Source organism: Phycicoccus mangrovi (assembly GCF_018729305.1).
Lineage (GTDB): Bacteria > Actinomycetota > Actinomycetes > Actinomycetales > Dermatophilaceae > Phycicoccus > Phycicoccus jejuensis.
Genome location: NZ_JAHHWP010000009.1, coordinates 72683 through 96055, shown reverse-complemented (window position 1 = coordinate 96055; position 23373 = coordinate 72683). Strand labels below are relative to the sequence as shown.

Here is a 23373-nt window from a genome sequence, read left to right as displayed (position 1 = left end):
GATGGCTCTCGTCGACCAGCTCGCGCACCGCACGGACGCCCAGATCGCGATCGGCCTCGTCGAGGTGCTCGTGGTCGGTGTCGTGCTGATGGTGGCCGGGCGTCGTGCTCGTCGGCGGTGGTCCGTCGGCTGACGCTGCCCTGCTCGCGAAGAGGCCCCCCGTCTCGACCTCACGGTCGGGGCGGGGGGCCTCTTCGTCGTTCACGGCGCGGCGTTGAGGATGCGACGGCCCATCACGGCTCGTCGGCGGTCATCGCGCACCGCCGAGGTACATGCCGAGCGGGTGGCGCGGCCCGGGGTGCCGCGGCGAGCCGTCGGCGAGCGTGTCGTTGGCGGCGCTCATCGACTGGATCTGGAAGTCGATGCGCAGCCCGGTCGCCTTGACGTAGTGCTCGGTGATGGCGACCTGCACGAGGTGGCGCAGGGCATCCCGACCCGCCTTCTCGAAGAGGCGCCGGTAGCGCTTGTCGTCGAGGATGACGCGAATGTCGACGTCACGGTGGTCGGGCGTGGTGAGGACGGACCCGACGAGGTAGGGCTGCCCCACGGCCTCACGAACGAGGATCGACGCCATGTCGAGGCGGTCGAGGTCGGGCGCGTCGAGGTAGCACCACGGGTTGGCACCCATCACGCACCCGCCTCGGGTGTGGGGTGCGGCTGGTCGGCGGGCTCCACGGCGTCCAGAATGTCACGCAGGTCGGCCAGCTCGTCGGTGTTGCTCATCGGGCGAGGCCGCCGTGGTCGACGACGACGGCGCGGTGCTTCGTCGCGTCGATCCGGGGCGCGACCGGGAGCGGGCACGGCTGCGGGACGTAGACGACCCGGCCCTTGTAGATGATCGTCTTGTAGCAGGGCGTCCCGCCGGGCAGCGGGTACGCCTGGGCTGACGGGGCGGCAGCGGCGAAGAGCACGCCGACGACGGCGAGCGGGGCGAGGAGTCGGGCGGTGCGGGACATGGTGGTTCCTCTCGGGAGGGTCAGGACTCGGTGAAGATGGGGCGGTACTCGACGAGCGGGTGGAGCACGCCGTCGTCGTAGTTCTGGCAGGTCGTCGTGAGCGTCTTCCCGGACGCGAGCCGCGCCCAGGGGTGCGTCGACCGGGCGTAGCCGAAGTGGCCGGGCCGGTCGGACAGGTGGTAGAGCGGGCCGGGGTCCGGTGCGGGGGCGATGCGGAGCGGGCTCCGCCAGAGCGGGACGAGGTCGCCGGCGGCGGTGACGCGGACGATGGTGGTTCGCCACGCGCCGCCGTCCTCGAAGGCCCACGTCCCGGTCCCGGTGAGGCGGACGAGGCGGGCGCGGATGGCGACCGTCCCGTTGCTGCGCTGCGTCGCGTCGTGGATCCAGTAGATCTCGGTGGGGGAGTCGTCACGGAGGATCTGGGCGCCGCCGTTGGCGACGCGGAGGCACCCGCGCGTCTGGACGATGGCCGAGGAGTGCACGAACCGGCCGCCGGTCGACATCGTGTCGCCGTAGAGCCAGAGCACCCGGCCGTCGCGGAGGGGGACCGAGATCGAGACGTCCCCGGCGCCCCACTGGTCCGTCGGGAGGGTGGCCCAGAGGGCGGCGTACCCGGCGGCGGAGGTGGGGAAGGGCTGGGCGCACGCGGCCGACGAGGCGCGCGTGGCGGTGGCCGGGGCGGCGCCGGGGGTCGGGGTGAGGGGGCGCGCGGCGGAGCTGCCGGCGACGCTCACGACGGCGGCGAGGGCCGCCACGATGGCCCCGATTCGGGCGATTGTGCGCGTGACGTGCGTGTGACGGGCGGCTTCGGGACGAACCCGCAGGTCAGATGGGAGCCGATGACGGGAATCGAACCCGCGTGTCCAGCTTGGGAAGCTGGCGCTCTACCATTGAGCTACATCGGCGTGCCGGGTCGAGTGACCTCCCCGGCGCCCGGGAAGTCTAGCCCACCACCGCGGCCGCCTCGCACGGGGTCCGCCCCGTCCCGGTAGCCTGACGCCGTGCTCCTCTCCGACCGTGACATCCGCGCCGAGGTCGACGCCGGTCGGGTGGCCCTCGACCCGTGGGACCCGGCGATGATCCAGCCGAGCAGCGTCGACGTCCGCCTCGACAAGTTCTTCCGGCTGTTCGACAATCACAAGTACCAGGTGATCGACCCCGCGCAGGACCAGGCGGACCTCACCCGCCTCGTCGAGGTCGACGCCGAGGAGGGCTTCGTCCTCCACCCCGGCGAGTTCGTCCTCGGCTCCACCCTCGAGACCGTGAGCCTGCCGGATGACCTCGCGGCCCGCGTCGAGGGCAAGTCGAGCCTCGGCCGCCTCGGCCTGCTGACCCACGCGACCGCCGGCTTCGTCGACCCCGGCTTCACCGGGCACGTCACGCTCGAGCTGAGCAACGTCGCGACGCTGCCGATCATGCTGTGGCCCGGGATGAAGATCGGGCAGCTGGCGTTCTTCCGGCTGACGAGCCCCTCCGAGAACCCCTACGGCTCCGAGGCCTACGGATCCCATTACCAGGGCCAGCGGGGTCCGACGGCCAGCCGCAGCTTCCAGAACTTCCACCGCGCCGACGTCTGAGCCGTTCCGAGGTGGCCATCCGGTGAGACGGAGGGCGCCGAACACCCCTCGACACGCCGATCTTCGCCCGTCCTGCGTGCGGAATCGGTCGTCACGGGGTACGCATCGTGGGTGCGGCTCTCCGACCGTCCCTGTCCCACGGCTGGACCCGCCCGACCCGCAAGGGGGGAACGAACGATGGACGAGCGCGCCGCCCACGGCCGGTCCCGCAGTGCCGCCCGCACCTCCCGCACGCCCCGCACCCCGGTGCGCCGCCCCCGCCGACGCACCCTCGAGTCCCTCCTCCTCGCGCCCGACGGGGGTGGTGGTGCTCGCCTGCACGGGCACGTCCCCGACCGGCCGAAGGCCCTCGTGCTCGTCCTCCACGGCGGTCGCGAGCGCAGCCGCGCCAAGGTGACGCGCTGGCAGCTCGCCGTCCTGCGGATGCTGCCCTTCGCCGGCTCGCTGCGCCGGGGCCTCGGCGACCAGGTCGCCGTCGTCCGCCTCACCTACCGGGTGCGCGGCTGGAACGGTCACGCCGCCGACCCCGTCGTCGACACCCGCTGGGCGCTGGAGCGCATCCGCCGCGTCCTGCCGGGCGTCCCGGTGGCCGTCGTCGGGCACTCGATGGGTGGCCGCGTCGCCCTGACCGTCGCCGCGGACGCCGGCATCGCGGCGGTGGCGGCCCTCGCCCCGTGGGTCGAGGGCGACCTGCGCGCGCCGCGCGACGGCCGACCCGTCCTCCTCATGCACGGCTCGGCCGACCGCACGACCGACCCGCGGCGGACGGCCCTCGTCGCGGAGCGCTGGCAGGAGTTCGGCGTCCCCGTCACGTGGGTCCGCGTGCCGGGCGAGCGCCACGCGATGCTGCGTCGCGCCCGCCGGTGGCACGACACGGTGACGGAGTTCGTCAGCGGCGCGCTGCCGGTCGCAGACCGAGCCAGCTGACCGCCGCGCCGGCCACGAGCAGGCCGGCGCACCAGAGCATCGCCCCGCGGTAGCCGGCGGTCATGGCGACGGGGTCGAGGTACTCCTCGCCGGTGAGCCCGACCACGCCGGGGAGCGCCGCGACGGCGAGCAGCGACCCGGCGCGCGCCACCGCGTTGTTGACGCCGCTCGCCACCCCGGCGTGCCGGTCGGGCGCGGCGCCCAGCACCGCGGCCGTCAGCGGCGACACCAGTCCCGCGAGGCCGAGGGCGAAGACGAGCATCCCCGGCAGCACGTCGAGCCACTCGGCGGAGGCGTCGACCCGCAGCAGCAGGAGGCTGCCCGCGGCGCACAGCAGCGGGCCGGCGGTCATCGGCAGGCGCGGCCCGATGCGGTCGGCGAGCGCCGCAGAGCGTGACGACAGCAGCATCATGACCAGGGTCAGCGGGAGGGCCGACATGCCGGCGGTCAGCGCGCTCCATCCGGCCACCTGCAGCTCGAGCACCACGAAGAGCGTCACCGCGCCGAGCGCCCCGTACACGAGGAGCGTCATCGCGTTGGCCGCCGAGAAGACGCGAGATGCGAACAGCGACAACGGGACCAGCGGATGGGCCGAGCGCCGCTCGACGACGACGAAGCCCACGGCCGCGGCCGCCGCCAGTGCCCAGCACCCGACGAGGAGGGCGGGCGGCAGCGTGCCGGCAGCGGTCAGCGCGTACGTCGTCGTCCCGAGTGCGAGCACCGTGAGCACCGCGCCGGCGACGTCGAAGCGCCGGCCGGCGGCCCCCGGGTCGCGGCTCTCGGGGACGCGCCGACCCGTGAGGAGGACGACGGCCACGCACAGCGGGACGTTGACCGCGAACACCCAGCGCCACGAGGCGTGGTCGACGAGCCAGCCGCCGACGAACGGCCCGAGCGCGGCGGCGACGCCCGAGAAGCCGGCCCACGTGCCGATGGCCGCCGCACGGTCCGCCGGGCGGAACGTCGTCTGGATGATGGCGAGCGCGCCCGGCGTCAGGAGGGCCGCCCCGACCCCCTGGAGCACCCGCAGCCCGACGAGCTGGAGCGGGGTCTGCGCCACGGCGCACGCCACGGACGCCAGCGCGAACCACACGACCCCGACCTCGTAGACGCGCCGCCGACCCCAGCGGTCGCCGAGCCCGCCGCCGACGAGCACGAGGGAGGCGAGGGCCAGCAGGTAGCCGTTGACGACCCACTGCAGCTGCGCGAGCGAGGCCCCGAGGTCGGCGCCGATGGTCCGCAGCGCGACGTTGACGACGCTGCCGTCGAGGATGGCGACCCCCGTGCCGAGCACCAGCCCGGCCAGCACCAGCCGTCCCTGCGCCGAGCGGCGGTCGAGGTGCTCGTCGGCGGGGACGGGCTCGGCGGCGGTGGTCACGGGGGTCGCAACACCGGCGCGGCCGCCGGGCATCCCGGCGTTGCTGGATCAGCTCGGTCGGGCGGCCCGGATGCCGGTCAGCGCGTCGCGGTAGGTGACCCAGCCGACGGGGTCGACGCCGTCCGCGTCGAGCACCGGCATCCCGCCGACCCCGCTGTGGTTGAGCGCGTCGAGGACGCGGTCGAGGGTGTCGGTGACCCGCAGCGGCTCGGGCAGCTCGGTGACCATCGACGCCGGCTCGACCTCGTGCCGTCCGTCGACGAGGGCCTCCGACACCGCCCGCGCGGTGACGACGCCGTGGTAGCCGCCGGCGGCGTCGACGAGCGGCAGCACCCCGTAGCTCGCGCCCGACAGCCGGGCCGCGACCTCGCGCAAGGGTGTGCCGGCCTCGACCGGGGTGGGCAGCGGGCGCATCACGGTGCCGACCGGGGTGCGGGCCGCCCCGGACTCCGGCGGCGCCGTGAGGTCGACCCCGCGCCGGCGCAGCTTGAGGGTGTAGACCGAGTCGGCGGAGAGGCGGTGGCTCACGAGCGTCGCGACGACGATGGCCGTCATGAGCGGGAGGATGATCGAGTACTCGTTGGTCAGCTCGAAGAGGATGACGACCGCGGTGATCGGGGCCCGGGCCGCGCCGGCGAAGACCGCCCCCATCCCGATGAGGCCGTAGGCGCCGATCGGGCCGGCCACCCCCGGCAGGGCCGCGTGCGCGACGGCACCGAAGGCCGCACCGAGCATCGCCCCGATGAACAGGCTCGGGGCGAAGACGCCGCCGGAGCCGCCGATGCCGATGGTCAGCGAGGTCGCGACCATCTTCCCGACGAGCAGGACGACGAGGAACCCCAGCGCGTAGCGGCCGTCGACGGCGTCGCCGAGCACGGGGTAGCCGACGCCGTACATCTGCGGGAGGACGAGGAGGACGAGGCCGAGCAGCAGGCCGCCGACCGCGGGGCGGGCCCACTCGGGGCCGCGCCAGACGGCGTCGCAGACGTCCTCGACGCGGTAGAGCACCTTCGTGAAGGCCACGCCGACCGCACCCGCGACGACGCCCAGGACGGCGAAGAGCAGGTACTCGGTCGGGTGCCCGACCGTGAAGGCCGGCAGGGTGAGGAAGGGCTCGTCGCCGAGCACGGCGCGCCCGATGGCCGAGGAGGTGACGGCCGCGAGCACGACGAGGCCGAAGGACTGCGCGGTGAAGTCGGCGAGGATGAGCTCGAGCGCGAAGAACACGCCGGCGAGCGGGGCGTTGAAGGTCGCCGCGATGCCGCCGGCCGCGCCGCACGCGACGAGCACGCGCATCCGGGGCTCGCTGACCCGCACGACCCGCCCGACGGTCGAGCCGAGCGCCGACCCGATCTGCACGATCGGGCCCTCGCGGCCGACCGAGCCCCCACCGCCGATGGTCAGGGCCGACGCGAGCGCCTTGACGCCGGCCACGCGCGGCTTGATGCGCCCGCCGTTGCGCGCGACGGCGAACATCACCTCGGGCACGCCGTGCCCGCGGGCCTCGCGGGCGAACCGGTGGACCAGCGGTCCGTAGACGAGGCCGGCGACGACGGGCGTGAGGACGACGAACCAGCGGCCGAGTCCCGGCAGGTGCGGGTTGGCGGCCCCCGGGACGGCCGCGTAGTCCTCGTGGCCGGTCAGGAGGAGGGTGGCGCTGCCGACGAGCCAGCGGAAGGCGACCGCCGCGCCCGCGGTGCCGGCGCCGACGACGAGGGCCATCGCGAGGAGCCCGCCGCTGCCCAGGCGGAGCCGGTCGAGGCGGACGGCGAGCCGCCGACGGACGTCCGGGCGGGCAGGAGTGGAGGGCGTGGCGGAGGCGGCGGACATGTTTGCAGTATGCAATAGTTGCACTCGTGAGTGAAATTCCCCCGGCTGTGCCGCCCCCCGCCCCCGGGGCCGAGGACGCCGACGAGCTCGACGCGATCGTCGGCGCGGTGCTCGTCTCGTCGCGGGTGCTCGTCGCCGTCTCGGCGCGCTCGCTCGCGGACGTCGAGGACAGCCTGACGCTCACCCAGTTCCGCGCCCTCGTCGTCCTGAGCGGCCTGCGCGAGACGCGCCTGAGCGCGCTCGCCGAGCGCCTCGGCGTCGGCCCGTCGAGCGCGCTGCGCACCGTCGACCGCCTCCTCGCCGCCGGCCTCGTCACCCGGCAGGAGGATGCGCGCGACCGGCGCGCGGTCGTCCTCGCGCTGACCGAGCGGGGTCGGGAGGTCGTCGACACCGTGACCGACCGGCGCCGCGCGGCCATCGCCGAGGTCGTCCGGCGGATGCCGGCCGAGCGCCGCACGGGTCTCGTCGCGGCGCTCACGGCCTTCGCCGAGGCGGCGCACGAACCGCTGCCCGACCCAGCCCGTGAGCCCGCCGACAGCTGGTGAGCCCGGGTCTCGATCCGGTCTCGGTCCGTCGAACGTGCGTCATCGAGGGCGGTCCACCCGCGGTTGCGCGCACTAGGGTCGACGGATGATCCGCTTCGACGGCGTGACCAAGCAGTTCCCCGACGGCACGGTGGCCGTCGACGACCTGAGCCTGACGGCGCCGACGGGCAAGATCACCGTGCTCGTCGGACCGTCGGGGTGCGGCAAGACGACGAGCCTGCGCATGGTCAACCGGATGATCGAGCCGACGAAGGGGTCCATCTCCCTCGACGGTCAGGACACCGGCCGGATGAAGCAGTCCGAGCTGCGGCGCGGCATCGGCTACGTCATCCAGCACGCGGGGCTCTTCCCGCACCGCACGGTCCTCGACAACATCGGCACCGTGCCCCGGCTGCTGGGCTGGGACCGCAAGCGCACGCAGGAGCGCAGCCACGAGCTGCTCGAGCGCGTCGGGCTCGACCCCGTGCTCGGCGACCGCTACCCGGCGCAGCTGTCCGGCGGGCAGCAGCAGCGCGTCGGCGTCGCCCGGGCGCTCGCGGCGGACCCGCCCGTCATGCTCATGGACGAGCCGTTCTCGGCCGTCGACCCCATCGTCCGCGACCAGCTCCAGGACGAGTTCCTCCGCCTCCAGGACGAGCTCGGCAAGACGATCATCTTCGTCACCCACGACATCGACGAGGCCATCAAGCTCGGCGACCAGGTGGCCGTCCTGCGGGTCGGCGGTCAGCTGGCGCAGGTCGCCGAGCCCTCGTACCTCCTCGCCCACCCGGCGGACGACTTCGTCGCGGACTTCGTCGGCCGCGACCGCGGCTACCGCGCCCTGCAGTTCCAGCCCACGCCGCGGCTGCCGCTGCGCTCGGAGCGCACCATCGTCCTCGGCGAGCAGCCCGCGGCCGGCAGCGGCGCCTGGCTGCTCGTCGTCGACGAGCAGCGCAAGCCGCTCGGATGGGTCGAGCCGGAGCGCATCGGCTCCCGGGGCGTCGAGGACGCCGACCTGCACCGCGGTGGCACCGTCGCCCGCGACGGCGGCACGCTGCGCGGAGCGCTCGACGCGGCGCTGTCCTCGCCCTCGCGCCGCGGCGTGGTGGTCGACGACAGCGGCGTGCTCGTCGGCACGGTGCTGGCGCACGAGGTGCTCAGCGCCATCGAGGACACCGACCGGCCCGAGCGCGACGAGGAGGACCCCGTGCACGGCGGGGCCGTCGCCCTCGCGGAGGAGGGGGCCTGAGGTGGACTGGCTCGCGTCGAACTGGCGCACCGTCATCGACCTCGCGGGGCAACACCTCTACCTGTCCGGGGTGCCGCTGCTGCTCGGTCTCGTGCTGTCGCTGCCGCTCGGCTGGCTGGCCAAGCGCTGGCGCGGGGCCTACCCGGCGGTGGTCACGACGAGCGGGCTGCTCTACACGATCCCGTCGCTGGCCCTGTTCATCATCATGCCGCTGGTCCTCGGCACGAAGATCCTCGACCCGTTCAACGTCGTCGTCGCGATGACCGTCTACACGGTCGCGCTGCTGGCCCGCACCGTCGCCGACGGCCTGATGTCGGTGCCCGACCACGTCGAGCAGGCCGCGACCGCGATGGGCTACCGCGGGCTGCGCCGGCTCGTGGGGGTCGAGCTGCCGCTCGCCGTCCCCGTCATCGCGGCCGGCCTGAGGGTCGCCGCCGTGAGCAACGTGAGCATCGTCAGCGTCGCCTCGCTCGTCGGGGTGCCGCAGCTCGGCTCCCTGCTCGTCGACGGGTGGCGACGCATCATCTGGGGCGAGCTCGTCACCGGCATCGTCGCCTGCCTCGTGCTCGCGCTCCTGCTCGACGGGCTCATCCTCCTCCTCGCGCGGGCGCTGACGCCGTGGCGCCGGGTGGCGGGGGGCACGGCATGATCGCCTCCCTGCTCTCGTGGTTCACCGACCCGGCCAACTGGTCGGGCTCCGACGGCATCCCCACCCGCCTGCTCGAGCACCTGACGTACGCCCTGATGACGATGGTCATCGCCGCCGCGGTCGCGCTGCCGCTCGGCCTGTGGATCGGCCACAGCGGCCGGATGCGCTGGCTCGTCACCACGGCGAACGCGGCGCGCGCCGTGCCGACCCTCGGCCTGCTCTTCGCCGCGTCGCTGCTCGTCGGGCCGATCCTCAGGGGCGACGCCGCCTTCCTCGCGCCCAGCGTCGCCGTGCTCGTGCTGCTCGCCATCCCGCCGCTGCTCGCCGGCACGTACGCGGGGGTCGAGGCGGTCGACCCGGCCGCGCGCGACGCCGCCCGCGGGGTGGGGATGACCGGCTGGCAGGTGCTGCGCCAGGTCGAGCTGCCGTGCGCGCTGCCGCTCGTGATGTCGGGCCTGCGCACCGCCGTGCTCCAGGTCGTCGCCACCGCGACGATCGCGGCGTACATCGGCCTCGGCGGGCTCGGGCGCTACCTCGTCGACGGCATCGCCCTCGCCGACTACCCGCGGGCCGCCGGGGGCGCGCTGCTCGTCGCGCTGCTCGCCATCGCCCTCGAGGGCCTGCTCGCGCTGCTCCAGCGGCGGCTCGTCTCGCCCGGCCTCACGGGTCGGGGGCGGCGTGTCGGTGGGTCACGAAACGATGACGAATCCGTCTCCGCGGAAGCAAACGCGCGGACGCCTGTTGGTCCGGGTGGGATGTCGGGGACGAGCTCCTGACCCGACCTGCCCCCGAGCCCACCCGGACGCCACGAGCCGGCGTCCCCCACCCCGTGCACCACCGACCCAACACCGGCCCCGGCCACCGAGCCCGGCCACCACGAAAGGGACCGACCCGATGAAGCGCAGAACCGTCCTCACCTCCGTCGCCGTCGCCGCCGCCCTCGGGCTGTCGGCCTGCGGTGGTGGCAGCGACCCGCTCGCCAGCGAGAGCCCGGCCGCCGGATCCTCCTCCGGGGGTGCCTCGTCCGGCTCGATCGTCGTCGGCGGCGCCGACTTCTCCGAGTCCACCCTCCTCGCCGAGGTCTACGCCGGGGCGCTGCGCGCCAAGGGCATCGACGCGTCGACGAAGACCAACATCGGGGCGCGCGAGATCTACCTGCGCGCGCTCGAGGACAACTCCGTGCAGGTCTTCCCCGAGTACACCGGCGCGCTCGCCGTGTACTACGACAAGGAGTACTCCGGCACCGACGCCGAGGAGGTCTACGAGAAGGCCAAGGAGGTCGTCCCCGACACCCTGACGGTGCTCGACAAGTCCGCCGCCGAGGACGTCGACTCGCTCGCCGTCACGAAGGAGACGGCCGACTCGAAGAACCTCACGACCATCGAGGACCTCAAGGCCGTCGCGGGCGACATGACCCTCGCCGCGCAGCCCGAGTTCAAGGAGCGCCCGCAGGGGGTCGTCGGCCTCGAGAAGGTCTACGGCATCACGTTCGGGTCCTTCCGGCCGCTGACCGGCCAGGCCGTCCTCCAGGCGCTCGTCAACGGCCAGGCGGACGTCGCGAACGTGTTCTCGACCGACCCCGGCATCGCGGCGAACAACCTCGTCGTGCTCGAGGACACCAAGCGCGTCTTCGGGTCGCAGAACATCGTGCCGCTCGTGCGCGCCGACAAGGCCGACGAGGTCAAGGACGCCCTCAACGCGGTCTCGGCCAAGCTGACGACCGACGCGGTGACGCAGATGCTCAAGCAGACCGACATCGACAAGAAGGACCCCAAGACCGTCGCCGCCGAGTTCCTCTCGAGCAACGGCCTGGGCTGAAAGACCGTCCGCGGGGCGCGACCCCGCGGGTGGTCGACCGTCCGCGGGGCGCGACCCGCGGGTGATCGACCGTCCGCGGGGCGCGACCCCGCGGCTGAGCGACCGGGCCCCCGGTGACCGACCAGGTCACCGGGGGCCCGCTCGTCGTCGGGGGCGGCCTGTGCGCTGACCCTCGCCGCCCGCCCGACCTCCGTTTCCCGACTTCTTGCGAGTTGAGCCGGTCAACGCGCCGCTGGTGGGCGTGTCGAGCGGCGGAACTCGCAACAAGTCGGGTGGTGAGGGTGACTTCTTGCGCATCCGCCACCTCGGAGGGGCCTCTGGGGCGCTTCTGAGGTGGCGGATGGGCAATCAGTCGGGATGGGTCGAGCCGGCGGTCAGTCCCAGGGGTCGGGCTCGTCGAGGAGCGAGGCGTCGCCGCCGAACGACGCGGGGGTTGCACCGGGCTTGCTCGCCGGCTTCTGCTCCTCGGTGGTCGGCGCCTCGGCCGTCGGCTGCTCGTCGACCGGCTCCTCGCTGGGCTCCGGCTCGTCAGCAGCGTCCGGCTCCGGGGTGGCGGACGGCTCGGTGTCCTCGGTCTCGTGCGACTCCTCCGTCGGCGCCTGGGCGTCGGTCGTCTCGTCGGCGACCGCCACGTCCTCCTCGGCCGGCTCCGCATCCGTCGACGAGGAGCTGTCGGGCGCAGCACCGTCGGTGACCGTCGCCGGCGCCGCGTCCACGGCGGGCGCGTCGACCGGCTCGTCCCACGGGTCGGGCTCGTCGAGCAGTGATGCGTCGCCGCCGAACGAGCCGCTCGCAGCTGCCGGTGCCGCCGGTGCCTCTTCCGCGACGGGCTCCGCCTCGGGGGCCGGCTCATCGTCCGCCTGCTGCACGGCGTCCGGCTCGGTGGCTGTGTCCGGCTCCGGCGCCGGAGCGTCGGTGGCAGGCGCCACCGAGTCGGCGGGCTCGTCCCAGGGGTCGACGTCGTCGGCGTCCGTGGTTGCAGCGGCGGGCTGGTCGGACGTCGACGCCTTCGTCGGTTCCTGCACGTCGGCGGCGGGCTCGTCCCAGGGGTCGACGTCGTCGTCCGTGGTGGCTGCCGGTGCGGGGGCGGGGGTCGACGCGGTCGTCGGCTCCGGCTTCGGGACGTCGCTGGCGGGCGCCGCCGAGTCGGCGGGCTCGTCCCACGGGTCGACGTCGTCCGCGTCCGTCTCTGCAGCGACGGGCTGGTCGGAGGTCGACGCCTCGATCGGTTCCTGCACGGGCGACGCGGCCGGGGTGGTGCCGGCGGCGGGCTCGTCCCAGGGGTCGACGTCGTCCGCGTCCGTGGTCGTCGCGGTGGCCTGATCAGAAGTCGACACGTTCGTCGATTCCTGCACGGGCTGCGTGGCTGGCGCGTCGGCCGGCTCGTCCCACGGGTCGACCTCGTCGGTCGAGGCGGCGGCATCGGCCTTGGCCTTCTCCTCGGACGGCTCGCCCTGCGAGCGGCCGGGCTCCGGGTCCGCGACGGCAGCGGGCTCGTCCCATGGGTCGGGCTCGGAGCCGTCGACGACCGCCTCCGCCGTCTCGGCGTCGACCGCGACCTCGGGCTCCGCGGCGCGCTCGGACGTGGCCGGCGCAGCGGGCTGGTCGTCCCAGGGGTCAGCCTCGTCCTGGTCGGGAGTCGACACAGTCGTCGATTCCTGCACGGGCTGCGCAGCGTCGGTCCTGGGTGCGGCAGCGGGCTGGTCGTCCCAGGGGTCGGCCTCGTCCTGGTCAGGAGCCGACACGTCCGTCGACGCCTGGACGGGTGCGGCGTCAGCAGCCGGGGCGGGCTCGGGCTCGGTGACGGTGGCGGCTGCAGCAGCGGTCGCCGCAGCGGCAGGCGCCGTGACCTCCGGAGCGGCCGACGCGGCCTCCGCCGAGACCGCGGCCTCGGGCGCCTCCTGACCCCGGCGGACGGCCGCGAGCAGCATCTGCGCGACGTCGACGACCTCGACCTCTTCGCCGACGCCCTGCGCCTGCTTGGCGGTGAGCCCGTCCGAGATCATCACGCGGCAGAACGGGCAGCCGATGGCGATGCGCTCCGCGCCGGTGGCCAGGGCCTCGTCGGTGCGGTTGGTGTTGATGCGGGTGCCGAGCTTCTCCTCCATCCACATGCGCGCACCGCCGGCGCCGCAGCAGAAGGACTTCTCGCCGTGCCGCGGCATCTCGCGCAGCTCGACGCCGGGGAGGGCTCCGATGAGCTCGCGCGGCGGGGCGTAGACGTCGTTGTGCCGGCCGAGGTAGCAGGGGTCGTGGTACGTGACCGACGGCGCGGTCGACGCGGCGTTCTTCGCCGACGACATGCCGGGCGCCTCGTCGGGCCGGGCGACCGGCACGAGCTTCTTCTCGCGCACCAGCCGGTTGAGCAGCTGCGTGTGGTGGACGACCTCGTAGCTCCCGCCCAGCTGCGGGTACTCGTTCTTGATCGTGTTGAAGCAGTGGGCGCACGTGACGACGACCTTGGTGACGCCGAACTCGCCGAAGGTCTCGACGTTCTGCGCGGCGAGGGTCTGGAAGAGCAGCTCGTTGCCGGCGCGGCGGGCCGAGTCGCCGGTGCAGGTCTCGCCGTCCCCGAGGACGGCGAACGAGACGCCGGCCGTGTCGAGCAGCTCGGCGACGGCGCGGGTCGTCTTCTTCGCGCGGTCCTCGTAGGCACCGGCGCAGCCGACCCAGAAGAGCCACTCGACGTCCGAGGCCTTCTCGACGTCCTGGCCGAGGATCTTGACGTCGAACGGCAGGTCCTTGGCCCAGTCCAGGCGCGCCCGGGCGCCCATGCCCCACGGGTTGCCCTTGCCCTCGAGGTTCTTGAACAGGCCCCCGAGCTCCTGCGGGAACGCCGACTCGATGAGGGTCGCGTACCGGCGCATGTCGATGATGTGGTCGACGTGCTCGATGTCGACCGGGCACTGCTCGACGCAGGCGCCGCACGTCGTGCACGACCAGAGCACGTCCTGGTCGATGACGGCGTCGGGGCCGTGCGGGTTGTACGCGGTCAGCGGGGCCGCGGGGTCGTAGCCGGTGTCGCCGACGAGGGCCATCGAGGTCCAGTCGACGACGTCGACCGAGCCGGCGGGCTCGACGCCGTCGGTGGGGACGGTCGCGGCCGCGCTCGCGACGGAGGCCATCGCCTTCTCCTGGTCGCCGTCGGCGGCCGACAGGGCACGCAGGTACGGGGCCTTGGCGTCCGCGTGGTCGCGCAGCGTCATCATGAGCAGCTTGGGGGAGAGGGGCTTCTCGGTGTTCCACGCGGGGCACTGCGACTGGCAGCGGCCGCACTCGGTGCAGGTCGAGAAGTCGAGCAGGCCCTTCCACGTGAAGTCCTCGACCTGGCCGACGCCGAGGACGTCGCCCTCCTCCATCTCCTCCATGGCCTCGATGTCGAACGGCTTGCCGCCGACCGTCATCGGCTTGGCCGGGCCGAGCGCGGTGCGCCCCGACGACTCGCGCTTGAACCAGATGTTCGGGAAGGCCAGGAAGCGGTGCCAGGCGACACCCATGGTCGGCTGGAGCGCGATGGTGATCATCCACGCGAACGAGATGAGGATCTTGACGGTGGCGACGACCTGCACCCAGGCGGCGAGCCCCGCCGGTGTGGTGCCCGACCACCAGCCGGCCATCCAGCCGGTCAGCGGGAAGTGGGCGACCAGCGAGGTGTCGGGCTCGAAGCGCTGCACCATCGCCGCCTCGAGGCCGCGCAGCAGGAGGATGCAGAACGTGACGAAGAGGATGGTCAGCTCGACGTAGTAGGCCTGCCAGAAGGTCGAGCCGTAGAACCGCGAGAAGCGCCCGCCCTCGCCGCGCGCCCGCCGCGGGTGGTTCTTCTGGCGGATGGCCATGAGGACGACGATGCCGACGAGCCCGCCCCACGCGAAGATCTCGACGACCCACTCGAACGGTGCGAAGTGCCCGAGGACCGGCAGCCGGTAGTCGGGCTGGACGAGCTGGAAGAACGCGTTGACGAGCGTCGTGAAGAGGATGATGAACGCCAGCGCGGTGAACCAGTGCGCCGCCGCGACGACCTTGAGCCGCGACATCCGGGTGTGGCCGAGGAACTCCTTGGCCAGCGTCCAGGTGCGGGCCGCGGGCGCGTCGGTGCGCGAGCCGTCGGGCTGCCCGAGGCGGTAGAGCGTGACGAACCGCCCCACCTGCCGGAAGAGCAGCGCCCACCCGATCGTCGGGACGACGAGGCAGAGGACGATGGCGACGACCTGCAGGGCGGTGACCCCGCCGAACCGGTCGTCGAACGACGGGATGACGTCGCTGGCCAGGGCGGGCGCGAGGGCAGCAGGCATGCGGGTCAGCGTACCCGTGGGTAAGCAAGCGCTCACCGGTCTGTGACGACCGTCAACAGGGCCTGCGCGGCCGCGAGAGCTCGTTGTCCGGCCCGATAACGGCGTGTTGGAATACGCATAAGGACTCCGGGGTTGGCTCGGAGCAGGCTCGACGCGCCGCACCCCGCCTCCCGGGACCGGCGCCCACCGACAGAGAGGCGACCCGATGCCCATCCTCGACGACGTGACCCAGGCCGTCGGCAACACCCCGCTCGTCCGGCTCAACCGGATCATCGACGGGGACGCCACGGTCGCGGCGAAGCTGGAGTTCTACAACCCGGCGAGCTCGGTCAAGGACCGCATCGGGGTCGCGATCGTCGACGCCGCCGAGGCCTCGGGCCAGCTCGAGCCCGGCGGCACGATCGTCGAGGCCACCTCCGGCAACACCGGCATCGCGCTCGCGATGGTCGGCGCCGCGCGCGGCTACAAGGTCGTCCTCGCGATGCCCGAGTCGATGAGCAAGGAGCGCCGCGCCCTCCTGCGCGCGTACGGCGCCGAGCTCGTCCTCACCGACCCCTCCACGGGGATGAAGGGCGCGGTCGCCAAGGCCGACGAGATCGTCGCCGAGCGCGAGGGCGCCGTCCTCGCCCGGCAGTTCGCCAACGCGGCGAACCCCGAGGTGCACCGCCGCACGACCGCCGAGGAGATCTGGAAGGACACCGACGGCGCCGTCGACATCGTCGTGGCCGGCATCGGCACCGGTGGCACGATCACCGGCGTCGGAGAGGTCCTCAAGTCCCGCAAGCCGGACGTGAAGATCATCGCGGTCGAGCCGGAGGAGTCCCCGATCCTCAACGGCGGCCAGCCGGGTCCGCACAAGATCCAGGGCATCGGTGCGAACTTCGTCCCCGAGATCCTCAACACCGAGGTCTACGACGAGGTCATCGACGTTAACGCGCAGACCTCCGTCGAGTGGGCCCGCCGGGCCGCGACCGAGGAGGGCCTGCTCGTCGGGCTCTCGTCCGGTGCCGCCCTCGCCGCCGCCAACCAGGTCGCGAGCCGCCCCGAGAACGCCGGCAAGACGATCGTCGTCATCATCCCGAGCTTCGGCGAGCGCTACCTCTCGACGATCCTGTTCGAGGGTCTCGTCGACTGACATGTCCCTCCTCCAGCAGGCGCGCGCCGCGGTCCGCGAGGACCTCGATGCCGCGATGCGGCGCGACCCCGCCGCCGAGACCCGGGCCGACGTGGCCCTGAACTCCCCCGGGCTGCACGCGATCTGGTCCTACCGGCTCGCGCACCGGTTGTGGCAGAAGGGCCCCCAGTGGCGCCCGGCCGCGCGCCTGCTGTCGACGGCCACCCGCGCGGTGACCGGCGTCGAGATCCACCCCGGAGCCCGCATCGGCCGGCGCTTCTTCATCGACCACGGGATGGGCGTCGTCATCGGTGCCACCGCGGTCGTCGGCGACGACGTGATGCTCTACCACGGGGTCACCCTCGGCGGCCGGTCGCTGGCGCGCGGCACGAAGCGGCACCCGACGCTGGGCGACCGCGTCGTCGTCGGCACCGGTGCCCGCATCCTCGGCGACATCGAGATCGGCGACGACGCGCAGGTCGGGGCCAACTCGGTCGTCGTCAAGGACGTCCCCGCCGGTGCGGTCGCGACCGGTGTGCCCGCGCGCGTCCGGATGCCGCAGCTGCCCGGCGAGGACCCCTACGACGCGCTCTTCGCCGAGCCGGCCATCTTCATCTGACCTGCGCGAGAACCGTTCCGGTCTTGCGAGGTCACGGGGTGGCGCACCACTCGGAGCCGTAGAGGCAGAACACCCCGGCCCCGGGGTGCTCGACGACGACCTCGGCCCACGCCTGTGCGGCGTCGACCCCCGCCGCGATGCGCCGGTGGTGGGCGACCATCGCGTCGTGTGCCACGTCGTCCGCGACCGGGGCGACGGCGGCCAGCACGCTCGTCGCGCCCAGCGAGAGCAGGGCGATGGCCAGCCCCAGCGGCTCGTCGCCCGGGCGGGTCGAGAACTGTCCGACGTCGCAGGCCGACAGCGCGACGTGCTCGGCGGCCACGGGCCGCGGGAACTCGTGGGCGAAGACGGGACCGTCGGCCATCCGCACCGACGAGAAGAGCGGGCTCTGGCCCTGGTGCAGGCCGTGGGCCGCGAGGTGCACGACCCGCGCCGATCCGAGGGCGTCGAGGACGTCCGCGCTGGTGGCCGGCCGCTCGGCGACCTCCCCGGCGACGACGCCCCAGGCCCCGGCGACGGCCCGGATCTCCGGGAGGGTGCGCGCCAGGCCGGGCCCGTAGAGGGCCGCGACCGGGGCCGTCGGCCGGGCCGGGGCCACGCGGGCGGGGCCCCGTACCCAGCGGGTCAGGCTGGGCGCCACCGTGACCGGTCGACCGCGCAGGCTGGGCATGAGGCTCCACGGCATCCCGGCGAGCGTGCGTGACGGCACGACGACGACCCGGCGCTCGTCGGCGCCACCGGGGTTGAGGAGCGTGTCGGCCGCCGCGAGCGACGAGACAGTGGCGCGCTCGAGGACGGCGGCCATCGGCGACCCGGGGGCGATCGTCGCCCGGGCGCGCAGGTCGCGCCGCAGCCGCGTGACCGCCTCGACGACCGCGGCCACCGGCCCGACGTGCACGACCTCGGCCCCGGACGCGCGGAGCACCACCTGGTGCAGCTCGCCGGCGGACTCGAAGAACTCGACGACCGTCGTGCCGTCGTCGAGGGCTCCGCGGGCCTCGTCGGCGTCGACGGGATGCACCGCACCGCTCGCCGTCCCGTCGAGCGCGAGGCTCCACTCCCGCTGTGCGACAAGGGTCTCGAGCTCGTCGACCCGGGGGGTCAGCGTCGCTGCCTGGTCGCCGTCACTGTCGGCGAGCAGCTGCCGCAGGCGGCGCAGCTCGCGCGTGGCCTCGGCGAGGTCGGGGTCGTCCGGGTCGGTGACGGGGTTGATGCGGTGCGAGATCGCCCGCCAGCGCTCGACCGTCGCGAGCACCTCGTCGGCGGGGTCTTCCGCGAGGGCGCGCTCGGTGTCGAGGGCCGCGAGCCGCCGGCCGTGGAGGGCCAGGGCGGCGCGCACGTCGAGGCTGGCCGACTGGACCTGGTGCGCCGCGAGGACGCGGTTGCCGTCCTCGAGCCGGGCGCGGGCCTGCGGGCCCCGGCCGCGGGCGAGGTCGAGACGGGCACGGACCAGCACCTCGTGGAGGGTCGCGGAGAGCGACCGCTCACCGTCCTCCCCGAGCGCCTCGAGCCGCCGCTCGGCCCCGTCGGCGTCCCCGAGCAGCAGGCGGGCCTCGGCCTCCAGCCGCACGGCCTCGCGGCCCGAGGTGCCGAGCGCCGGGGCCCCGGGCTCGCCGGCCCCGTGCTCGGTGTGCCGGACGAGCCGCTCGACGACGGCCGGCAGGTCGCGCCCCTCGGCGACGTCGACGCCGGCCCGCAGGAGCTCGGCCTCGCGCACGAGGTCGTCGGCCTGTCGGGCACGGTAGGCGGCGGTGGCGTCGCGGATCCGGTCGCGCGCCCGCTCGAGGTCACCGACGAGCAGGTCGCAGCGCGCGAGGCGCAGGCTGATCTCCCCCTCCTCGATGCGGTGCGCGGAGGAGTGGGCCGTCGAGAGCGCGGCCTCGAGCTCGGACCGCGCCCCGTCGACGAGCCCTGCGGCGAGGAGCACCTCTGCGTGGTCGAGTCGGGCCCGGTCGCGCGCGACCGCGACGTCCATCGCGTCGGCCTCGCGCATGAGGGTGAGGGCGCGGGGCAGGTCGCCGTCGACGAACGCGACGACCGCCCGGTTGTGCCGGGCCTTGAACTCGAGCTCCGGGTAGCCGTTCGCGACCGCGATGTCGCGCGCCAGGTCGAAGTTCTCGGCGGCGTCCTTCGCGCGGCCGACGCCGAGCCAGGCCTGCCCGAGGTTGAGGTGGTAGGCCCACCGCTGGGCGGGCTCGAGCCCGGAGCCCTCGACGTCGACCGCCAGCAGCGCCTCGACGCACGACGGCCACGCCCCGACCCGCCCGTGGAGCGTGCCCTCCTGGATGTGCGTGAGCGTGACGAGCAACGGGTCGTCGAGCTCGAGCGCCTCGGCCCGCGCCGCGCGGAGCGTCCGCAGCGCCGGCTGGATGCCGTCCGCCTCGAGCTCCGACCACGCCCGCGTGATGCGGATGCGGACCCGCAGCCAGCGCGCGTCGTGGTCGGTGCGACCCTCCAGCAGGCCGAGGGCCTGGTCGAGCTGCTCCGCGGCAGAGGCGAACTCGCCGATCTCGTTGTCGGCGCGCGCAGCATCGAGCAGCCCCCCCGCAGACTGCAGCGGGTCGCGCTCGATGGCTCCTCCTCTAGAGGTCGATGGCCGGTGTGATGACCGGCGGCGCGTCCGGTCGCCCGCGTCGCCGCAGGACGAAGTTCACCAGACCGCGCTCGACCCCCGCAAAGGTGAACCGCCCGTCGGGATCGGTGCCGGTGGTGCGGGTCCGGCTGCGCTCGCGCAGCTCGACGTCGACCTCGCCCTCGCTGGCCCAGCCGACGACGTCGACCCGCCCCGGGCCGGCCGGCTCGAGGCTCACCATGACGCTCAGGCCGTCGCTGGCGAAGGTCACGGTGTCGGCCCGGTCGTAGTCGGCGCCGCGCACGCTGGTCAGGGCCTCGGCGTCGGAGACGATGCGGGCCACCTCGGCCTCGAGCGAGGCGACGCTCATCGCGAAGGTGATGCGATCGACGAGGCCGGGCGGCACGGGGTCGAGCGCGTCGTGGGCGGCGCGCACGGCGGCGAGGACGCGCAGGTCCGTGGCGTCGACCGGCTCGCCGGCCAGGCGCTCCTCGTGGTCGGGTGCAGGGTTCATGAGGTCATCTCCCAACGGGGATCGGAGGTCAGGGCGGCGCGCAGCTTCGCGAGACACCGGCCCCGGGTCGGGCCGATCGACCCGACCGGCATCCCGAGGGCGTCGGCCACCCCCGCGTAGTCGGGTCGGTCGGCGTACGCGATGGCGCGCAAGAGGGTCTGGCAGCGGTCGGACAGCAGGTGGAAGTGCTCCCAGACGACGCGCTGCTCGTCGTGGGCGAGGACGGCGTCCTCGGGGGAGGGGGCGGTGTGGTCGGACTCGACCTCACGGACGTCGTCGTGGGCGTCGGGCTCCTCGCGGTGGCCGCGCGAGCGCAGCCGCCACGAGTCGCGGCGCGTCGTCGTGAGCAGCCACTTGAGGACCGAGCGGGGGTCGTCGACCGACCCCGCGTGCTGGACGAGCTTGAGCCAGGTGTTCTGGACGACGTCCTCGGCGGCCTGGTGGTCGAGCCCCGACTGGCGCGCGACGGCCCACAGGAGGGGCGTGACCTCGCCGACGAGCAGGGTCATCCCCGCGCCGTCGCCGTCGCGGAACGCCTCGAACGCGGCGGCCGCCCGGACGGCGAGGCCGTCGGCGTCGGTGTGCATCACGGTGCTCCTCCCAGGGTCTTGGCGACCGCCTCCGCGACCGAGCCGCAGGCCTTCGTGGCGAGCAGCTGCGAGATGCCGCCGGCACAGCACGGGGCGGCGAACGAGGTGCCGCTCCAGACACCGAAGCCGGTGGCGTAGCAGTCGGGGTCGGGGGTCTCGCGGGCCGGCGACCCGTGCCCCGCGGGCACTGCCAGGTCGCCGCGCAGCGACCCCTCGAGCGTCGTCGGCATCGTGCTGACGACGGCCACGCCGGGGTGCCAGTGGGTGACCCACTCGCCGGTGTTCGAGAACGTCGCCGCGGCCTTGCCCGTCGGGTTGAGGGCGCCGACCGCGGCCACCGGGACGGCACGGTTCGGGTTCTGCGAGAGGGCGGCCGGCCAGAAGTGCTCGGTGGTGGCGCCGTTGCCGGCGGCCGCGACGACGGCGACGCCGTCCTCCGCGAGCATCGCGATGACGCGGAAGAGGGCGTCCTCGTCCGAGACCGTGTCCGGACGCTCGTGGTAGTAGCCCATCGAGAGGTTGACGACGCTCAGCGGGTCGTGGTCGGCCCGGCCCTCCTGCGCGGCCCAGTGGTAGAGCGCCAGCAGTCCGAGCGCCTCGACGACGTCCTGCTCGTCCGCCGCGCCGTCGCCGTACATGACGGGGACGACGACGAGGCGCGCGTCGGGGCACTGCTGCCGGATGACGCCCGCGACGAAGGTGCCGTGGCCCGCGAGGGCATCGAGGGTTCCGTTGACGGTGTCGACGGTGACGCCCCGGCCCTCGGGGTCCCGGTCGGGCGCGAAGCGCAGGCCGATGGTCTGGCCCGCGACGGTCGGGTCGCGGTCGACGAGCGGCGAGCCGTCGAACCACGGGTGGGAGCCGAGGCCGGTGTCGAGGACGGCGACGACGGGGGACGGGCCGCCGGTGGGCTGCGGCGCGTCGACGTGGAGCGAGACGGGACCGCGCCCGGCGGCCACGCCCGGCGCCCCCACGCCGCCCATGTACCCGACCCCACCCATGTAGCCGACCCCGCCCATGTACCCGACCCCGCCCATGTAGCCCACCCCGCCCATGTACCCGACGCCACCCATGTAGCCGACGCCCTCGAGGCCGCTCGACATCATCACGTGGTTGAGGCTGAAGCCGGCGGCGGCCTTGCGGTCGACGCCGCGGGCGCGCTGGACGACGTCCCAGGCGGTCAGCGGTGCGCCGACGCGGCCGGGGTTGGGGCGCAGCTCGACGAGGCGGTGCGTCGAGCGGCCGAGGCGCTCGGCGTAGCCCAGCTCCTGCGCGGCGGCGGCGACACGGCTCGGGAGCACGTCGACCTGGAAGTCCATCTCCTCGCCGATCCGGCGCAGCAGCTGCAGCGGACCCTCCTCGAGCTGCTCGTCGGTCAGCCCCGGCACGAAGAGGCGGTGCGGGACGTACGCGACCGCGCGCGGCGCCGGCTCGTCCCCGACGCGCGTGGCGGTGCGGGGGTCGAGGACTGTCGCACCGAAGCGCCGCAGGGCCGTCTCGGGCACCGCGAAGACCGGTGGGACGGGCGGCCGGGGCGGGCGGCCGTCGTCGCCGGTCGGGCGGTCGGGGTCCTTGCCGTCCATGGGTGCTCCTGGGGGAACCGGGCCGGATGGGGTGTCCGCGCCGGTCCAGCGTAGTGAGGATCGTCAACGCTGAGAAGGAGCCGTCGGGGGCCGGGGTGATACCTCGGACCGTGTGACGTGGATCTCTTCGTCCGGGACGTATCAGGAGGGCCTCGCGGTGCTCCTGACGCACGTGAGCCCCTCCGGGCCACGACGATCGGGTCCCGCCGGGGAGCTGCCCCGGTCGCCGTGACCCGGAGCCGGTCCGCCGCCGCAGGTGGTGGACCGGCGGTCCCCGGGGCTGACCGGGCGGACGGTCCACGTGGCCGACCGACCGAGCGGGGCCGACGGCCCCGGTGCCTCACCGCCCGGACCTGCGGTGTCGTACCGGCCGGAGGACCCGCGCACCCGGGGGACCGGTCACGCCGCGCGGCGCCCGCAGGGGGGCGCCACCGGGTGCTTCCAGAGGGCGCCCGGACGGTGTGGCCGGTCTCCCACCGATGGTCCGGGCCGCGGAGGGGCGGTCAGTCGGGGGTGCCGGGGGCCCGGGTCGCGGCCGCCCAGGCGTCCGCGTGCTCGGCCTGCTCGGAGCGCGGGCGCTCGGGGGCGGTCGTCGGGTGGCCGTTCGGGGCGATGGCCTCCGAGGCGACCGTGCGACCCTGGCGCAGCCGCTCGCCCGTGGCGCGCGCGGCGTCCGCGACGAGGTCGGCGACGACCGGCGCCGCCTTGGTGCGCGCGGCCTCCTTGGCCTGCGCGACCTGCTTCTGCACCGGTCCGGAGTTCCACACCTTGCTCGAGGTCCGGCGGATCTGCTCGTACCGCTGCGTCCCCGCCTTGGCCCCGAGGACGTAGCCCGCGGCCAGCCCGGCCATGAAGGTCAGCTTGCCCATGAGGGCTCCTCTCGTCGGCCTCCGACCTTACCCATGGCCCGGTGGCACCACGCAGCCGCGCACCCGGCGGATGCCGACCGCCCGCGCCCCGCACGAGCGACGGGCCGGGCGAGCCCTACGCTGGGCGGGCGGTCCGGGCGTGATGCCCAGGGCCGTTGGAGGGCTCGCATAGTGGCCTAGTGCGGCGGTCTTGAAAACCGCTATGGCGGCAACGTCATCGTGGGTTCGAATCCCACGCCCTCCGCCGGCTCCCCGCGGGAGCCTGCGACCGCCGGGAGCCGGCGGAGGTGGGGGATGACGGGGAGGCCCGCG

General features: G+C 74.3%; 22 protein-coding genes and 2 tRNA genes. 12 read left to right on the top strand and 12 right to left on the bottom strand.

Annotated elements, in window-relative coordinates; genetic code table 11:
- Position 1: 1 nt before the first annotated feature.
- Positions 2–133, top strand: coding sequence for a hypothetical protein (locus KMZ30_RS22020; protein WP_264319254.1), 132 nt, complete (start codon positions 2–4; stop codon positions 131–133).
- Positions 134–250: 117 nt separating this feature from the next.
- Here the strand turns inward: KMZ30_RS22020 and KMZ30_RS07215 are convergent, their stop codons facing one another.
- From KMZ30_RS07215 to KMZ30_RS07200, 4 genes are all read right to left on the bottom strand, one after another.
- Complete coding sequence (locus KMZ30_RS07215; protein WP_215519936.1) at positions 251–628, bottom strand: hypothetical protein; 378 nt, start codon at positions 626–628, stop codon at positions 251–253.
- 91 nt (positions 629–719) lie between these two features.
- A complete protein-coding gene (locus KMZ30_RS07210; RefSeq protein ID WP_215519935.1) occupies positions 720–956 on the bottom strand; it encodes a hypothetical protein in 237 nt (78 codons plus the stop codon).
- Positions 957–976: 20 nt separating this feature from the next.
- A complete protein-coding gene (locus KMZ30_RS07205) occupies positions 977–1711 on the bottom strand; it encodes a hypothetical protein (protein WP_215519934.1) in 735 nt (244 codons plus the stop codon).
- A 79-nt stretch (positions 1712–1790) separates the two neighbouring features.
- Positions 1791–1861: transfer RNA gene (locus tag KMZ30_RS07200), tRNA-Gly, on the bottom strand.
- Positions 1862–1957: 96 nt separating this feature from the next.
- Between KMZ30_RS07200 and dcd the strand changes: the two genes are divergently transcribed.
- Both dcd and KMZ30_RS07190 read left to right on the top strand, forming a co-directional pair.
- Positions 1958–2533 (top strand): dCTP deaminase, encoded by a 576-nt coding sequence (dcd, locus tag KMZ30_RS07195; RefSeq protein ID WP_030527024.1) that lies wholly within the window; start codon positions 1958–1960, stop codon positions 2531–2533.
- Positions 2534–2710: 177 nt separating this feature from the next.
- A complete protein-coding gene (locus KMZ30_RS07190; RefSeq protein WP_215511941.1) occupies positions 2711–3460 on the top strand; it encodes an alpha/beta hydrolase in 750 nt (249 codons plus the stop codon).
- Here KMZ30_RS07190 and KMZ30_RS07185 read toward each other — a convergent pair.
- Positions 3423–4838 (bottom strand): MFS transporter, encoded by a 1416-nt coding sequence (locus KMZ30_RS07185; RefSeq protein ID WP_308279611.1) that lies wholly within the window; start codon positions 4836–4838, stop codon positions 3423–3425. The two genes, KMZ30_RS07190 and KMZ30_RS07185, sit on opposite strands and share 38 nt — an antisense overlap.
- A 48-nt stretch (positions 4839–4886) precedes the next feature.
- On the bottom strand, positions 4887–6668 hold the full coding sequence (locus KMZ30_RS07180; protein ID WP_215511943.1) for a chloride channel protein: 1782 nt from the start codon (positions 6666–6668) through the stop codon (positions 4887–4889).
- A gap of 26 nt (positions 6669–6694) precedes the next feature.
- Here KMZ30_RS07180 and KMZ30_RS07175 point away from each other — a divergent pair, with 26 nt between their 5' ends.
- The 5 genes from KMZ30_RS07175 to KMZ30_RS07155 all read left to right on the top strand — a co-directional run bounded on the left by KMZ30_RS07175 (position 6695) and on the right by KMZ30_RS07155 (position 10908).
- Positions 6695–7213, top strand: coding sequence for a MarR family winged helix-turn-helix transcriptional regulator (locus tag KMZ30_RS07175; RefSeq protein WP_215511944.1), 519 nt, complete (start codon positions 6695–6697; stop codon positions 7211–7213).
- Positions 7214–7298: 85 nt separating this feature from the next.
- Positions 7299–8441, top strand: coding sequence for an ABC transporter ATP-binding protein (locus KMZ30_RS07170; protein ID WP_215511945.1), 1143 nt, complete (start codon positions 7299–7301; stop codon positions 8439–8441).
- A gap of 1 nt (position 8442) precedes the next feature.
- Positions 8443–9090, top strand: a complete 648-nt coding sequence (locus tag KMZ30_RS07165; protein ID WP_215511946.1) for an ABC transporter permease — start codon at positions 8443–8445, stop codon at positions 9088–9090.
- Positions 9087–9866 carry an ABC transporter permease gene (locus KMZ30_RS07160; protein WP_215511947.1) on the top strand — a complete coding sequence of 260 codons (780 nt, stop codon included), beginning with the start codon at positions 9087–9089 and terminating at the stop codon, positions 9864–9866. Before KMZ30_RS07165 ends, KMZ30_RS07160 begins: the two co-directional genes overlap by 4 nt.
- 118 nt (positions 9867–9984) lie before the next feature.
- Entirely contained in the window at positions 9985–10908 is a 924-nt protein-coding gene (locus KMZ30_RS07155) for an ABC transporter substrate-binding protein (protein WP_215511948.1), read from the top strand.
- 374 nt (positions 10909–11282) lie between these two features.
- Here KMZ30_RS07155 and KMZ30_RS22290 read toward each other — a convergent pair whose 3' ends face one another.
- Complete coding sequence (locus KMZ30_RS22290) at positions 11283–15200, bottom strand: heterodisulfide reductase-related iron-sulfur binding cluster (RefSeq protein ID WP_215511949.1); 3918 nt, start codon at positions 15198–15200, stop codon at positions 11283–11285.
- Between the two features lie 205 nt (positions 15201–15405).
- Here KMZ30_RS22290 and cysK point away from each other — a divergent pair, with 205 nt between their 5' ends.
- Entirely contained in the window at positions 15406–16335 is a 930-nt protein-coding gene (cysK, locus tag KMZ30_RS07145) for a cysteine synthase A (RefSeq protein WP_215511950.1), read from the top strand.
- Position 16336: 1 nt separating this feature from the next.
- Entirely contained in the window at positions 16337–16933 is a 597-nt protein-coding gene (cysE, locus tag KMZ30_RS07140; protein WP_215511951.1) for a serine O-acetyltransferase, read from the top strand.
- 31 nt (positions 16934–16964) lie between these two features.
- Here cysE and KMZ30_RS07135 read toward each other — a convergent pair whose 3' ends face one another.
- Entirely contained in the window at positions 16965–19241 is a 2277-nt protein-coding gene (locus KMZ30_RS07135; RefSeq protein ID WP_215519933.1) for a CHAT domain-containing protein, read from the bottom strand.
- Here KMZ30_RS07135 and KMZ30_RS07130 point away from each other — a divergent pair.
- Positions 19221–19538, top strand: a complete 318-nt coding sequence (locus tag KMZ30_RS07130) for a hypothetical protein (protein WP_215511953.1) — start codon at positions 19221–19223, stop codon at positions 19536–19538. The two genes, KMZ30_RS07135 and KMZ30_RS07130, sit on opposite strands and share 21 nt — an antisense overlap.
- Here KMZ30_RS07130 and KMZ30_RS07125 read toward each other — a convergent pair.
- From KMZ30_RS07125 to KMZ30_RS07110, 4 genes are all read right to left on the bottom strand, one after another.
- A complete protein-coding gene (locus KMZ30_RS07125; protein ID WP_215511954.1) occupies positions 19516–20019 on the bottom strand; it encodes a carboxypeptidase regulatory-like domain-containing protein in 504 nt (167 codons plus the stop codon). The genes KMZ30_RS07130 and KMZ30_RS07125 overlap by 23 nt on opposite strands.
- On the bottom strand, positions 20016–20606 hold the full coding sequence (locus KMZ30_RS07120; RefSeq protein WP_215511955.1) for an RNA polymerase sigma factor: 591 nt from the start codon (positions 20604–20606) through the stop codon (positions 20016–20018). The genes KMZ30_RS07125 and KMZ30_RS07120 overlap by 4 nt, the downstream gene beginning before the upstream one ends.
- Positions 20606–22192, bottom strand: coding sequence for a S8/S53 family peptidase (locus tag KMZ30_RS07115; RefSeq protein WP_215511956.1), 1587 nt, complete (start codon positions 22190–22192; stop codon positions 20606–20608). Before KMZ30_RS07115 ends, KMZ30_RS07120 begins: the two co-directional genes overlap by 1 nt.
- Positions 22193–22695: 503 nt before the next feature.
- Positions 22696–23061: a protoporphyrinogen oxidase gene (locus KMZ30_RS07110; protein ID WP_226901866.1), complete on the bottom strand. Its 366-nt coding sequence runs from the start codon at positions 23059–23061 to the stop codon at positions 22696–22698.
- A gap of 157 nt (positions 23062–23218) precedes the next feature.
- Here KMZ30_RS07110 and KMZ30_RS07105 point away from each other — a divergent pair.
- Positions 23219–23305, top strand: a tRNA-Ser gene (locus tag KMZ30_RS07105).
- The last annotated feature ends 68 nt before the right edge of the window (positions 23306–23373 follow it).

Excerpts from the sequence above, each read along its gene's own strand:
- KMZ30_RS07120 (WP_215511955.1), bottom strand. The coding sequence starts at position 20,606 with ATGCACACCGACGCCGACGGCCTCGCCGTCCGGGCGGCCGCCGCGTTC.
- KMZ30_RS07215 (WP_215519936.1), bottom strand. The coding sequence starts at position 628 with ATGGGTGCCAACCCGTGGTGCTACCTCGACGCGCCCGACCTCGACCGC.
- KMZ30_RS07180 (WP_215511943.1), bottom strand. The coding sequence starts at position 6,668 with ATGTCCGCCGCCTCCGCCACGCCCTCCACTCCTGCCCGCCCGGACGTC.
- KMZ30_RS22020 (WP_264319254.1), top strand. The coding sequence starts at position 2 with ATGGCTCTCGTCGACCAGCTCGCGCACCGCACGGACGCCCAGATCGCG.
- cysE (WP_215511951.1), top strand. The coding sequence starts at position 16,337 with ATGTCCCTCCTCCAGCAGGCGCGCGCCGCGGTCCGCGAGGACCTCGAT.
- KMZ30_RS22290 (WP_215511949.1), bottom strand. The coding sequence starts at position 15,200 with ATGCCTGCTGCCCTCGCGCCCGCCCTGGCCAGCGACGTCATCCCGTCG.
- KMZ30_RS07110 (WP_226901866.1), bottom strand. The coding sequence starts at position 23,061 with ATGGGCAAGCTGACCTTCATGGCCGGGCTGGCCGCGGGCTACGTCCTC.
- KMZ30_RS07190 (WP_215511941.1), top strand. The coding sequence starts at position 2,711 with ATGGACGAGCGCGCCGCCCACGGCCGGTCCCGCAGTGCCGCCCGCACC.
- KMZ30_RS07115 (WP_215511956.1), bottom strand. The coding sequence starts at position 22,192 with ATGGACGGCAAGGACCCCGACCGCCCGACCGGCGACGACGGCCGCCCG.
- cysK (WP_215511950.1), top strand. The coding sequence starts at position 15,406 with ATGCCCATCCTCGACGACGTGACCCAGGCCGTCGGCAACACCCCGCTC.
- KMZ30_RS07210 (WP_215519935.1), bottom strand. The coding sequence starts at position 956 with ATGTCCCGCACCGCCCGACTCCTCGCCCCGCTCGCCGTCGTCGGCGTG.
- KMZ30_RS07160 (WP_215511947.1), top strand. The coding sequence starts at position 9,087 with ATGATCGCCTCCCTGCTCTCGTGGTTCACCGACCCGGCCAACTGGTCG.
- KMZ30_RS07170 (WP_215511945.1), top strand. The coding sequence starts at position 7,299 with ATGATCCGCTTCGACGGCGTGACCAAGCAGTTCCCCGACGGCACGGTG.
- KMZ30_RS07125 (WP_215511954.1), bottom strand. The coding sequence starts at position 20,019 with ATGAACCCTGCACCCGACCACGAGGAGCGCCTGGCCGGCGAGCCGGTC.
- KMZ30_RS07155 (WP_215511948.1), top strand. The coding sequence starts at position 9,985 with ATGAAGCGCAGAACCGTCCTCACCTCCGTCGCCGTCGCCGCCGCCCTC.